This window comes from Arthrobacter sp. YC-RL1 (assembly GCF_001454985.1).
Lineage (GTDB): Bacteria > Actinomycetota > Actinomycetes > Actinomycetales > Micrococcaceae > Glutamicibacter > Glutamicibacter soli.
This window is the reverse complement of the sequence record NZ_CP013297.1, coordinates 2,925,831-2,938,762: the sequence shown is the minus strand read 5'-3', so window position 1 is coordinate 2,938,762 and position 12,932 is coordinate 2,925,831. Positions and strand designations below refer to the sequence as shown.

Genomic DNA, 12,932 nt, shown 5'->3' with positions numbered 1-12,932 from the left:
AGGTGTATGGCTAACACTGCATTCAAAGGTACCCCTGTCCAGACCATTGGCGACCTGCCGGCCGTAGGCTCGCAGGCTCCCGCCTTCACCCTGACCGACACCGGCCTGGCCGACGTCACCAGCGAGTCGCTGGCCGGCCGCCGCGTGGTGCTGAACATCTTCCCATCGGTTGACACCGGTGTGTGCGCAGCCAGCGTCCGCCGCTTCAACGAACTGGCCGCCGGCCTGGAGAACACCACCGTGGTGTGCGTCTCCGCCGACCTGCCATTCGCCATGGCCCGCTTCTGCGGTGCCGAAGGCATCGAGAACGTCGTATCCGGCTCCGTGTTCCGCTCGGACTTCGGCTCCGACTACGGTGTCACCCAGATCGACGGCCCGCTGGCCGGCCTGCTGGCACGCTCGGTTGTCGTGCTGGACGAGTCGGGCAAGGTCATCTACACCCAGGTGGTCCCGGAGATCACCACCGAACCTGACTACGATGCAGCTATCGCAGTCCTGAACTAGCAATCAGCCGGCGGCCGTGCGCCGCTGAGGTGATTGCCCAATGGCGTCTTTGCCGACCTGTGGTCGGCGAAGACGCCATTTTTGTATGCGCCCGGCCCCGCTGTCCAAGATTCACCAACGACTTTGCTCCAGGGGATTCTCAAGACGCACTTCTATCCCTATACTCTTTGTAGATTGCTTATGATTGTTATGAGCGAAAAAGAATCACAAAACATCAGGTACGTTTCACTGAGTAGTCAAACGGTTTCACTGTGAATGAGCAAGGGAGATTATCGATGAGCGAGCAGTCAGTCCTGGGTGCGCACATGGAGCGGGAGCTGGTTTCCCAGCCAGAGATGTGGCGCCGCGCCATCGCCCAGCAGCATTCCGAAGACCTGCTTCCGACCAAGGGCGCCAAGGTCGCGGTCGTCGGCTGCGGCACTTCCTGGTTTATGGCCGAAGCCTACGCCGCCGCCCGCGAAGCCGCCGGCCACGGCATCACCGACTCCTTCGCCGCCTCCGAGGCGCGCATCGCCACCCGCGACTACGACGTGCTGGTGGCCATCACCCGCTCCGGCACCACCTCCGAGGTGCTGCAACTGCTGACCGAGCTGGACGGCAGCCTCCGCACCGTCGCGGTCATCGGCGACACCACCTCGCCGATCGTGCAGCAGGTCGACGCAGTGGTGGAGCTGCCCTACGCGGATGAGCAGTCGGTGGTGCAGACCCGCTTCGCCACCACCGCGCTGGCCTACCTGCTTTCCAGCGTCGGCGAGGACCTGGAGCCGGCCATCGCGCAGGCGCAGCAGCTGGTGAACTCCGCCACCCCGCAGGAACTGCTGGATGCCGAGCAGTTCACCTTCCTGGGCCGCGGGCTGTCCGTGGGACTGGCCCACGAGGCCGCGCTGAAGATGCGCGAAGCCGTGCAGGGCTGGACCGAGGCCTACCCGGCCATGGACTACCGCCACGGCCCGATCTCCATCGCCGCGCCAAACCGGGTAACGTGGATGCTTGGCGCCCAGCCCGAAGGCCTGGACGCCGACGTGACCCGCACCGGCGCGATCTACGTGAACGAGGACCGCCATCCGCTGGCCGACCTTGCATACATCCACCGGGTGACCCTGGACCGGGCTCGCGCGCGCAATCTCGATCCGGATAGCCCACGCAACCTGACCCGATCGGTCATCCTGGAAGGCTAAAGGCCATGAGTGAACATTTCCTGCTCTTTGACGTCGGAGGCACCGACATCAAGGCGGGGCTGGCCAACACCAACGGCGAAATCCTCCAGGTGCTGCGCGAACCAACCCGCAAAACAGCACCGGAGGAATCCGCCGCCGAACTGGTCACCCAGCTCGGCGAAATCTCGCGCCGCCTGACGGCCGACTCCGGCACCACCCCGGTTTCCGCGGGCCTGGCCGTCTGCGGCCTGGTCGACCCGGAGACCGGCACCGGCATCTTCTCCGCCAACCTGGGCTGGCGCGACGCGCCGCTGCAGGCGATGGCCTCCAAGGCGCTTGGCATCCCGGTCGGCTTTGGGCACGACGTGGCCATGGCCGCGCGCGCCGAGCTGGAACTGGGCAGCGGGGCCAAGGACGCGGCGCTGCGCCGCAACGCCGTGGTCATGGTCATCGGCACCGGCATCGCCACCGCGCTGATGGTCGACGGACGGCTGGTCAGCGCCGGGGGATACGCCGGGGAACTGGGCCACGCCCAGGTGCCCGGCGGGCTGCCGTGCGCCTGCGGCGCCACCGGCTGCCTGGAAACCCTGGGCTCCGCCGGCGCCATCGCCAAGCGCTACCTCGCCGCCACCGGCAAGCGCGGGGGAGCAAGGGAAGTGTTCGCCGCCCGGGCCGCCGGGGACGAGATCGCCGCCGGCATCATCCACGATGCCATCGAGGCGCTGACCTTCACCATGGCGCAGCTGTGCTCCTCGGTCGCCCCGGAGGGCATCGTGCTGGGCGGAGGGCTGGCCCAGGCCGGGCCGTCGTTCTTCGCCGAACTGCGCGAATCCCTGCACCGCAGGCTGTCCTTCCACCGCGAACCGCGGCTGATCCCCGCGCACCTGGGAGCCGACGCCGGCCTGCAGGGCGCGATGATCCTCGCCCGGGACGCGGCCGGACGCTCGACCCGCATCGCCCTATGATCCTCACGCTGACGCCGAACCCGGCCATCGATGAAACCTACAGCGCCCCCGGGGTCGCGGTGGACGCCAGCCACACGGTGGTGCGCAGCCACAGCCAGGCCGGAGGCAAGGGCCTGAACATCGCCAGGGTGCTGCACTCGCAGGACTTCGCCGTCCACGCGCTGTTCCCCGCCGGAGGCGCCTCGGGCCGGGAGCTCACCGCCGAGCTGTCCGCCGCCGGCATCGTATTCACCGCGGTCCCCGTGGCTGGGGCGACCCGGCGCTCCATGGCCTTCGTGGACCCGGAGGCCGACACCACCACCATCTTCAACGAGGCCGGATCCGCCGTGGACCCCGCCGAATGGGAGTCGCTGGCGCAGGCCTACCAGGGACTGCTGGAGCACGCCCGGGCGGTGGCGATCTGCGGATCCTGGCCTCCGGGGACCGAACGCGAAACCATGCGCACGCTGATCAAGGCCGCCGTGCAGCGGGAAATCTACACCGTGGTGGACACCAGCGGCCCGCTGCTGCTGGACGCCGCGGCCTGCGGCGCGGTGCTCAAGCCCAACCACCACGAACTGCTCGCCGCCACCGGTGCCGGGTCGCTGGCCGAAGGGGCCGCGGACCTGCTGGAGCGGGGCGCGGCGGAAATCTATCTCAGCGCCGGCGAAAACGGGCTGTACCACTTCACCGGGGAGACCCCGCTGGTGGCCCATGCCAAGCTGCCGCGCAAGCTGACCGGCAACCCCACCGGCGCCGGGGACTCGGCCGTGGCCGCGCTGCTGTCCAGCAGCGTGGCGTCGCTGGACCGCGAGTCCACCTTGCGCCGGGCCGTGGCCTGGTCCGCCTCCACGGTGCTCATGCCCACCGCCGGCGCGCTGTCCCCGAAGCACGAAGCGCTGCTCGCCGACGTTACCTACCGCATCCTGCCCGAGGGCGAGGACATCTAAAGGAGAAAACTCCCATGCCGTTGGTTCCAACAAGTCAGATCATGCAGGCCGCCGTTGCCGGGGGCTACGGCCAGGGGGCGTTCAACGTCATCCACCTGGAGACCGCCCAGGCGCTGGTGTCCGGCGCCGAGCAGGCCGGATTGCCGGTGATCCTGCAGATCAGCGAGAACTGCGTGAAGTACCACGGGAGACTGCGCCCCATCGCCGCCGCCTCGCTCGCGTTGGCCGAGGAAGCCAGCGTGCCGGTCTCGCTGCACCTGGACCACGCCGAGGACGAGGAACTGGTGTACCGGGCCCTCGACCTGGGTTTCGGCTCGGTCATGTACGACGGGGCCAAACTGCCCTTCGGAGAGAACGTGGCCGCCACGCAGCGCGTGGTCGCCGCGGCACGGGCCGCATCAGCCACGGTGGAAGCCGAGCTGGGCGAAATCGGCGGCAAGGACGGAGCCCACGCCCCTGGCGTGCGCACGGACCCGGACGAGGCCGTGCAGTTCGTCGAGTTGACCGGCATCGATTCGCTGGCTGTGGCGGTGGGCTCCTCGCACGCGATGCTGGAACGCGGCGCATCGCTGGACCTGGACCTGATTTCCCGGCTGCACCGGGCGCTGGAGGTCCCGCTGGTGCTGCACGGCTCCTCGGGGGTTCCGGATGCGACCCTGGTCGCGGGCATCGAGGCGGGCATGCGCAAGATCAACGTCTCCACCCACCTGAACGGGTTCTTCACTCGCGCCGTGCGCCAGTGGCTGGCGGCTAATGAGCAGGCGGTGGACTCCCGCAAGTACCTGGGGGCGGGGCGCACAGCCATGGCCGCAGAGGCCGCCCGGATGCTTGAGTTGTTCGCCTCCGCGGGACGGAGCCGCGCCTAGCAGGCAGCCTGTGAGCGTTTCTGATTTCTTGAATTGTTTCCTGGTCGAAAAATATCAGTCACACCCTTGACGCTTGGTGTGGCGCACTTCATACTCGAGGTGAACATGATTTTTCTTGATTGAATGTTCCCGAAAAAATCATAAAAGAATCACTCGCTTTGGTGCTGCGGCATCACGAACCCTGAGGAACACCATGAAACGAACCAAGCGCTCCGCGGTACTGGCTCTCTCGGCCGCAGCAGCACTGCTCCTGACCAGCTGCGGGTTCTCCGGCGGCAATGACAGTGGCGGATCGGCCGAGTCCGAAGGCGCACAGACGACCTTGGAAATGCTCGTCCCGACCTACTCCACCGGCACCAAGGCGCTGTGGGAAGGCGTCATCGACGACTTCGAGACCGAGCACCCGAACATCAAGGTGAACCTCGAAGTCCAGTCGTGGGAGAACATCGAGAACGTCCTGAAGACCAAGCTGCAGGGCAACCAGGCGCCGGACATCTACAACGGCGGCGCCTTCGCGGAATTCGCCGCGGAAGACCTGCTGGCCCCTGCCAGCGACGTCGCCTCGGCCGAGACCCTGGCCGACTTCCAGACCACCTTCGCCGACGCGGAGAAGTACCAGGACACCCAGTACGGCCTGCCGCTGATCGCCTCCGCCCGCGCCCTGTTCTACAACAAGGACCTGATGGAGGAAGCCGGGGTCAAGAACGTCCCGACCACCTGGGACCAGCTGCATGACGCTTCCAAGGCCATCAGCGACAAGACCAAGGCCGACGGCTACGGCATGCCGCTGGGCAGCGAGGAAGCCCAGGGCGAGTCCCTGATCTGGTTCGCCGGCAACGGCGGCAACTTCGGCGATGCGCAGAAGATCGCGGTGAACACCCCGGCCAACCTCGAAGCCGCGGAATTCATGAAGAAGATGATCGACGACGGCGTCACCCAGAACGACCCGGGAGCCACCCAGCGCACCCCGATGCTGAACACCTTCATCCAGGGCAAGCTGGGCTTCGCCTACGCGCTGCCGCAGACCGTGGGCCAGATCAAGAAGGAAAACCCGGACCTGGACTACGGCATCGCCGCCGTGGCCACCAAGACCGGCTCGCCGGCCACGCTGGGTGTCGCCGACCGCCTGATGTCCTTCAAGAACGACGGCAGCAAGTCGGCCGCGGTCAAGGAGTTCTTCGACTACTTCTTCTCCGCCGACGTCTACACCGACTGGGTGTCCACCGAGGGCTTCCTGCCGACCACCAAGTCGGGTTCCGAGAAGCTGGCCGGGGACGAAACCCTCAAGCCGTTCCTGGACCTGCTGCCCAACGCGGTGTTCTACCCGACCACCAACCCGGCCTGGAACGCCACCGACGGCGCGTTCAAGTCGCTGATGGGTGAAATCGCCACCGGCAAGTCCGCCCAGGAAGTGCTGGACGCAATCCAGGCGAAGGCCGACGCCGCCAAGTAAACGGCAGGCGACCTAGTTCGCAGGGGAGGCCCGACGTCGCTACGCCGGGCCTTTCCTGCTGGATCGGCACATGATTTTCCGGTCCCCTCCCGAACAGCATGCAATGAAAGCGAGCCTTCCATGAGCTCCCCAGTGCCAGTCAAAGCACCGGCCGGACGCAAGCTCCGGCGCAGCACCGATACCCAGTCATTCATCTCCTCGCTGCCGTGGATCGGCCCGGCGCTGCTGCTGATCTTGGCCATCGTGGTGTTCCCCGCCGGCTACATGATCTACAACTCCACCCGGAAGATCTCCTCGGTCGGCACCGACCTGCACTCGGCGGGCCTGGCCAACTTCTCCACGATCTTCGCCGATCCGGCGCTGCCGCGGATCCTGGCCAACACCTTCTTCTGGGTGGTCTCGGTCGTGCTGATCACCGTCGTCATCTCCCTGGCGCTGGCGCAGTTCCTCTCCAAGCCATTCCCCGGACGCACCATCGTGCGCATGGCGGTGATCGTCCCCTGGGCCGCCTCCGTCGTCATGACCACCACCGTGTTCTACTATGGCCTGGACCCGAACTACGGCATCTTCAACCACTTCTTCGTGCAGATCGGCTTCATGGACGAAGGCTTCGGCTGGACCAAGAACGCGATCCCGGCCATGGCGGTCTCGGTGGTCGTGGCAATCTTCGTCTCGATCCCGTTCACGACCTACACGCTGCTCGCAGGCCTGCAGGCCGTGCCGGGCGACACCCTGGAAGCCGCCCGCATGGACGGGGCCGGCCGCTGGAAGACCTACCTGTTCGTGGTGCTGCCGCAGCTGCGCTCCGCGCTGGCGGTGGCGGTGCTGATCAACATCATCAACGTCTTCAACAACCTGCCGATCCTGAAGGTCATGACCGGATCCATCCCGGGCAACAGCGCCGACACGCTGATGACCTACATCTTCAAGGTCCTGCAGTTCGACCGCCGGCTGGATTTGTCCTCGGCCCTGTCGGTCGTGAACTTCGCGATTGTGCTGGTCATCGTCGCCATCTACGTCAAAACCGTCAAGCCGATGCAGGAGGTGTGATCGTGGCTTTCCTCGATACCGAAGACCGCGCCAGCCGCAAGACAGTAATCGGCCGCATGATCATCGGCCTGGTGGTCGTTATCGTCTTCCTGATCCCGTACGGCACCATGATGATCGGCTCGCTGAAGACCCAAGCCGAAATCCTGCAGATCCCGCCGAGCTTCATGCCGCAGGACGGGCTGCAGTGGTCCAACTACGTCAGCATGTGGGACACCCCGGAAACCCCGGTGCCCTACAACCTCATCTCCACCATCGTGATCTCCGTGTTCGCAACCCTGCTGGTGCTGCTGGTGGCCACCCCGGCCGCCTACTTCACCGCGCGCTTCAAGTTCCCGGGCAAGATGGTGTTCATGTTCCTGGTGATCGTCACCCAGATGCTGCAGCCGGCGGTGCTCACCGCCGGCCTGTTCAAGCAGATGCTGGCCTGGGATCTGAACGACACCTGGCTGGCCATGATTCTGATCAACGCGGCCTTCAACCTGGCCTTCGCGGTGTGGATCATGCACTCCTTCTTCGCCGGGGTGCCGCGCAGCATCGACGAGGCGGCGCAGATCGACGGCGCCGGCAAGCTGCGTGTGCTGTTCACCATCAACCTGCCGCTGGTCTGGCCGGGCATCGTCACCGCGGTGATCTTCACCTTCGTGTCCTGCTGGAATGAATTCGCCGCCTCGCTGGTGATCCTGTCCACCGCCGAGAACCAGCCGCTGAGCGTGGCGCTGACCAAGTTCGTCGGCCAGTACGCCACCGCCTGGCAGTACGTCTTCGGCGTCTCCATCGTGGCCATCGTCCCGGTCATCGTCCTCTTCGCGCTCATCGAGAAGCGCCTGATCGGCGGCCTGGCCGCCGGAGCGGTGAAGTAATGGAACCGAGCACGGCCCTGGAAATCGTCGCCACCAGCGGGCGGTGCTCCCGGACGGCCACGGCCGCCGGGGCTGACCGCATCGAGGCCTGCGAAGCCCTGGAACTGGGCGGCATCACCCCGGGACCCGAAGTCCTGGACGACATCCTGGAACACCGCCCGGCGCTGGGGGTGCACGCGCTGCTGCGCAGCCGGCCCGGCGACTTCCACTACGAGGACGCGGAGTTGCGGGTCATGGAACGGCAGGCGAGGCGGCTGGCCCGCTCCGGCGTGGACGGGCTGGTGCTCGGGGCGCTGGACGCCGGAGGCGCGGTGGACCTGGAAGCCGTGGCACGGATGGCCGCGGCCGGCCTGGAGGTGAATCCGGAGCTTGAAATCACCATGCACCGGGCCATCGACGCCAGCGCGGATCCGGTGGCCTCCGTGACACAGCTTTTGGCACTTGGCATCCACCGAGTGTTGACTAGTGGAGGGCGAGACGCCGCCGGCGAGGGCTTGGAGGTCATTGCCCGGATGGCGCAGGCGGCCGCCGGCAGGATCCAGATCATGGCCGGCGGCGGCATGAGGGCGCAGGACATCGGCCCGGCGCGCGGCGCCGGTGCGGCTGCCGTGCATTTCTCCGCCAAGACACACTATGCCGGCACCATCAGGGTGTCGGAGCAACAGGTGCGCCAGCTGCGCAGCACGCTGAACGCACTGACCAAGTAAGGGGCAGGATCCATGAAACGCGAGGAGCGGCTTAACCACATCCTCGACCTGCTGGCCAGCCGCGGCCAGATCGACGTCGATGAGATCGTGCAGCAGCTGGACACCAGCCCGGCAACCGCCCGCCGGGACCTGGATTCACTGGCCGCGGCCTCGCTGCTGACCCGCACCCACGGCGGAGCGGTCTCCAACTCCGTGGCCTACGAGCTGCCCTCGCGCTACCAGCGCGAGGAGCACGACGAAGAGAAGGCCCAGGTGGCCAAGGCCGCCGCCGCGCTGGTGCGCAAGGACATGGTGGTCGGCTTGTCCGGAGGCACCACCACCAAGGCCATCGCCACCGAGCTGGGCTTGCGCCAGGAACTGGTGGGGGAGCCGGGGCGGGTCACCCTGACAGTGGTCACCAACGCCGTGAACATCGCCTCGCTGCTGGCGGTGCGCCCGCACATCCGGGTCATGGTCACCGGCGGGGTGCTCAACGACCGCTCCTACGAGCTGGTCGGCCCCATGGCGCAGTCCTCGCTCGCGAAGATCACCCTCGACCTGTCCTTCGTGGGGGTCAATGGGCTGGATGCGGACACCGGCCCGATGGTCGGCGACGAGATGGAAGCGGCGGTCAACGAACAGCTGATCCGGCAGTCCGCGCGCAGCTTCGTGGTGGTGGATTCATCCAAGATCGGCCAACGCTCGTTCGTCATCCTGGATACCGAACACCTCACCGGGATCATCACCGACGCCAAAATCACCGCGGCCCAACGCAAGGCCCTGGCCGCCGGGGGCATGCCTGTCCTCGGCTAGCCGCACCCGCATGGCAGGACCCGACCGGAAGCCCGGCAGACTAACGCGGGCGGGAGCCCGCCGCCTCGGCCGCGGACAGGATGCGCGGGCCGATCTTGCGCATGAGCTTGTCCAGCCGGGGACTGTCGCTGCGCGTGAGCGTGTCGGAGAGCCGTTCAAGGCTCATCAGGCCCAGCCAGATCCTGGCTCTGCGGGCCTGCTCGGCATCCGGGGCAATCTGCTCGATCAGGTCCTGCCCATGCCACAAGGAGAGGTAGGCCGTATTCAACGCAGGGTCCCAGGCGCAGGCAAGATCCCAGTCCAGGATTCCGACCAGCTTCCCGTCCACCCAGTGCATGTTGTGGCCAGCGAGATCGCCGTGGACCAAGCTGGTTGGGCTTTGCGCCAGGTAATCCAACTGATCCCACAGGAGCGCGGACGCCGAGCGGAGCTCTTCCGGAAGCGCATCGAAGCATTTCTGCTGGCGCGCCGGCGTCCACGGACCTCGAAATGCAAAGGGCTCGGCCAGTTCATCTTCCAGCGGCTGCAGGTGCACCTCGGCCAGCTCCCGAACCAAGCGGCGAAGTGGCGCAGGGTCTCCGCTATGCGGTTCGTGGGCGCTCCCCGGTACGAATACGGTGGCCACCGAAGATAGCCCGTCGATGGTCAGGATGTCGCTGCAGTCAGTGGGAAGCAGGTAATCCAGCTGCTCGGCAAGGAGCCGGTGGAGCCGGACGCTGCGCGGCATCTGGGCACTGGCTTGGGGTGTACGGGCCATGCGGATGACAGCTTGCTCGTTGGCCAGCAGCACTGTGTGGAACTGTCCGCCCTCGTTGACGACCCCTCCTTCCCAGGGCAGGTCCGGGCGCAGCATCGTGCCCAGGTTCATCTCGGCTTCGGTGGCGGGACGGGACACAGGCAACTCGCTTCGCGGATCAGGGAAAACAGCTTCTTCAGGCTATCGCATGGCGTCCCGATCGCTGGGTGTCCGCACAGCGTGCGCGGTCTATGATCAAAGACGTGAATGCACAGACCAGCACCCAAACCGTGGACCGGCGCACGCTGAAGATCGAGATCGCGCTGGTGATGGCCCTGTGCCTGGGACAGAGCGCGGTGTACTCGATCATCAGCTTCGCCGACAAGGTCACCAAGGCGCCGCTGTCCGAGCAGACGACCTCGATGAACAACCCGCTGAGCACCCGCGAGTACTTCGACCTGGCCTACCAGCTGCTGGACATCGTTTTCGCCCTGGTTCCCGTGCTGCTGGCGCTTTATCTCATGAAGCGCAGCACCGGCACCACCGTGTCGATGATCGGCTTCGACCTGCGCAAACCCGGGCGGGATACGCTGCTGGGCGCCGGCCTGTTCCTGGCCATGGGCCTGGGAACCCTCGGAGTCTACGCTGCGGGCAGGGCTTTGGGCATCACCACGGCGCTGTCCACCGCGAACCTCGGGGACTACTGGTGGAGCGTCCCGGTGCTCATGCTCTCGGCCGCACGCCACGCGGTGCTGGAGGAAGTGATCATGCTCGGCTTCCTGTTCACCTACGTCCGCAAGCTCAAGCTGGGACTGTGGACCACGATCCTAGCCTCGGCGCTGATCCGCGGCAGCTACCACCTCTACCAAGGCATCGGGCCGATGATCGGCAACGTGGTCATGGGTGTGGTGTTCGGCTGGGTCTACCACCGCTACGCCCGGGTCATGCCCTTGGTGATCGCGCACTTCCTGCTCGATGCCATCGGCTTCGTCGGCTACCTGCTGCTCGGACCGGCGATTGGCATCGGCGCGTAGCCTTCCCATAGCCTTCTGACATGGAATTAATCGAACTTTCCGAGGCCTGGGTCGAGCGGGCTGTCGCGCTGTGGGAACACACCGGGCTGACCCGACCGTGGAACGATCCGCACGCCGACGCCCGCAAGGCCCTCGCGGGCCCTGAGTCCACCATCCTGGCGCTCGTCCAGGGGGAGCGGCTGGCCGCCACCGCCATGGCCGGAGATGACGGGCATCGCGGCTGGCTTTACTACGTCGCCGTCGACCCCGACTTGCAGGACCAGGGCTGCGGGTGGCGCATCGTCGAAGCGGCAGCAGAATGGCTGCGCGCCCGGGGAACCGTCAAGGTCCAGCTGATGGTCCGCGCCGGCAATGACTCGGTTACGCAGTTCTACGAAAAACTCGGTTTCGAACGCCTGAACGTCGCAGTGCTGGGCAAACGGCTGGTTCCCTAACCAGCAGGGTATTTGAAGCGGACGTCCAGAAAAAGCGGATAAAGTTACTCCGGTACAAAATATCCGCCAATCTGATGAAAGACTTCCTGATGAGAGAGCATCCGTCAGGAACTCGAAGGGAAGACATGCAGTTCGCCGAACTCTGGAGCAAGTCGCGGGCCTGCCTCGCGCTGATGGCGATGCTGATCTTCACCGAGCTCTTGGCGCTGCTGGTTCCGGTGGAGACCGAACATACCAGCAGGGAAGGCCTGAGCGTCGCCTCCTCCTTCGGCATGCTCTTCTGCGGCGTCGTGCTGGGCACCTACGCCGCATGGGTGGGCGGCCGCTTCGGCATCGCGGCCCTGCGCCGGGTACGCGGACCGCACCGCATCGCGGCAACCGCCCTGCAGCTGCTGGCGCCCCCGCTGGTTGTCGGCGCCAGCGCCTACCTGCTGGGCTACGCGACGGTGATGTACCGGATGGGCGAAGTGTTCGTCCCCGACCCCGGACTATTCCTGCTCTCCATGCTCATGATGCTGGGCCTGTGCCTGGGCGGTTTGGGGCTGGGACTGCTGTTCGCCCCGAAGCTGGCCATCGGGCTGAGCATCGTGTTGTTCTCCGGACTGCAACTGCTTTCCCTGGTGGCCCCTGGCCCCATGCTGAGCAACATGGCAGGGCTTTCAGAGTGCTGCACCCGGGATTCGGCACCGAATCCCATAGTCATCCAGGCAGTCGCCCTGTGCTATCTGGGCTGGTCGATGTTGGGCGTGTTGGCCATCTGCGTCAAGGCGCAGAACATGAACCGAATGGCGCGTCGCGCGCTGGCCGTGGCCGGAGCATTGTCGCTGACAGTGCTCTGGGGCGGCGGGGCGCTGGCGGCGCAGGATGCGGGCGAAGAGCAGCAGCTCAGCCGCACCTCCGAGCTACGCTGCGAAGAACCCGGCGACGGGCACGAGTACTGTTTCTGGCCCGGGGAAGCGGAGCACTGGAACGACTGGAGGTCTAACATCACCGCGGGTGTCGGCCAGTTGGAACAGGCCACAGGAATCCAGCAGCCGCGCATCATCACCAGCAGCAAGGCCCATGCCGAGGCAACCGGCGGTCTGCTGCTGGGCTTCGAGGACCGCTATTCCCCGGAAACCGTCAAGTGGGATCTGGCCATGAAAATGTCGGTCAACCCCACCGAACAATGTTTGGGCAGCCTTGCGGCGAGCCACGGCATTGTTGGCACCTCGAGTGCCGCTACCGAAGCGCAGCGGCACATGTGGGCGCAGTCCAACCTGCTGTACCAATGGTGGACTACAAAGGCAGACCGGGAATTCGTCGACTCAGCCCAGTCTGAGCAGCTCGACGCGCTGAACGCGCTGGACGAGCAGTCCCAAATCAGCTGGGTGAAACGGGCGGCCGCGGGAGTCGAAAACTGCCAGCTGGTGCAGCTACCCGGATCCTAGGGCTGCACCAACCGT

At 66.1% G+C, this 12,932-nt stretch carries 14 protein-coding genes; 13 read left to right on the top strand and 1 reads right to left on the bottom strand.

Annotated elements, in window-relative coordinates:
- The first annotated feature begins 6 nt into the window (after window positions 1–6).
- From tpx to ATC04_RS13585, 10 genes are all read left to right on the top strand, one after another.
- Complete coding sequence (tpx, locus tag ATC04_RS13630) at window positions 7–504, top strand: thiol peroxidase (RefSeq protein ID WP_047118554.1); 498 nt, start codon at window positions 7–9, stop codon at window positions 502–504.
- Window positions 505–779: 275 nt separating this feature from the next.
- Entirely contained in the window at window positions 780–1,682 is a 903-nt protein-coding gene (locus ATC04_RS13625) for an SIS domain-containing protein (RefSeq protein WP_047118555.1), read from the top strand.
- 5 nt (window positions 1,683–1,687) lie between these two features.
- Window positions 1,688–2,626, top strand: coding sequence for an ROK family protein (locus ATC04_RS13620; RefSeq protein WP_047118556.1), 939 nt, complete (start codon window positions 1,688–1,690; stop codon window positions 2,624–2,626).
- Entirely contained in the window at window positions 2,623–3,555 is a 933-nt protein-coding gene (locus ATC04_RS13615; RefSeq protein WP_047118557.1) for a 1-phosphofructokinase family hexose kinase, read from the top strand. Before ATC04_RS13620 ends, ATC04_RS13615 begins: the two co-directional genes overlap by 4 nt.
- Before the next feature lie 14 nt (window positions 3,556–3,569).
- Window positions 3,570–4,421 carry a class II fructose-bisphosphate aldolase gene (locus ATC04_RS13610; protein ID WP_047118558.1) on the top strand — a complete coding sequence of 284 codons (852 nt, stop codon included), beginning with the start codon at window positions 3,570–3,572 and terminating at the stop codon, window positions 4,419–4,421.
- A gap of 193 nt (window positions 4,422–4,614) precedes the next feature.
- Window positions 4,615–5,874, top strand: coding sequence for an extracellular solute-binding protein (locus tag ATC04_RS13605; protein WP_047118559.1), 1,260 nt, complete (start codon window positions 4,615–4,617; stop codon window positions 5,872–5,874).
- A 132-nt stretch (window positions 5,875–6,006) separates the two neighbouring features.
- The gene (locus ATC04_RS13600) at window positions 6,007–6,924 is read left to right on the top strand and encodes a sugar ABC transporter permease (protein ID WP_231735984.1); all 918 of its coding nucleotides are present in this window, start codon (window positions 6,007–6,009) and stop codon (window positions 6,922–6,924) included.
- Window positions 6,925–6,926: 2 nt separating this feature from the next.
- A complete protein-coding gene (locus ATC04_RS13595) occupies window positions 6,927–7,784 on the top strand; it encodes a carbohydrate ABC transporter permease (protein WP_231735983.1) in 858 nt (285 codons plus the stop codon).
- Window positions 7,784–8,491, top strand: coding sequence for a copper homeostasis protein CutC (locus ATC04_RS13590; RefSeq protein ID WP_052772284.1), 708 nt, complete (start codon window positions 7,784–7,786; stop codon window positions 8,489–8,491). Before ATC04_RS13595 ends, ATC04_RS13590 begins: the two co-directional genes overlap by 1 nt.
- A gap of 12 nt (window positions 8,492–8,503) precedes the next feature.
- On the top strand, window positions 8,504–9,283 hold the full coding sequence (locus tag ATC04_RS13585) for a DeoR/GlpR family DNA-binding transcription regulator (protein WP_047118560.1): 780 nt from the start codon (window positions 8,504–8,506) through the stop codon (window positions 9,281–9,283).
- A 40-nt stretch (window positions 9,284–9,323) separates the two neighbouring features.
- On the opposite strand, the gene ATC04_RS13580 is transcribed toward ATC04_RS13585, so the two are convergent.
- Window positions 9,324–10,178, bottom strand: coding sequence for an aminoglycoside phosphotransferase family protein (locus ATC04_RS13580; RefSeq protein WP_060617033.1), 855 nt, complete (start codon window positions 10,176–10,178; stop codon window positions 9,324–9,326).
- A gap of 92 nt (window positions 10,179–10,270) precedes the next feature.
- On the opposite strand from ATC04_RS13580, the gene ATC04_RS13575 reads away from it, so the two are divergent.
- The 3 genes from ATC04_RS13575 (at window position 10,271) to ATC04_RS13565 (ending at window position 12,917) form a co-directional block, all read left to right on the top strand.
- Complete coding sequence (locus tag ATC04_RS13575) at window positions 10,271–11,053, top strand: type II CAAX endopeptidase family protein (RefSeq protein WP_047118561.1); 783 nt, start codon at window positions 10,271–10,273, stop codon at window positions 11,051–11,053.
- Window positions 11,054–11,073: 20 nt separating this feature from the next.
- A complete protein-coding gene (locus tag ATC04_RS13570) occupies window positions 11,074–11,487 on the top strand; it encodes a GNAT family acetyltransferase (RefSeq protein WP_047118562.1) in 414 nt (137 codons plus the stop codon).
- Between the two features lie 125 nt (window positions 11,488–11,612).
- A complete protein-coding gene (locus tag ATC04_RS13565) occupies window positions 11,613–12,917 on the top strand; it encodes a hypothetical protein (RefSeq protein WP_047118563.1) in 1,305 nt (434 codons plus the stop codon).
- Window positions 12,918–12,932: the final 15 nt, after the last annotated feature.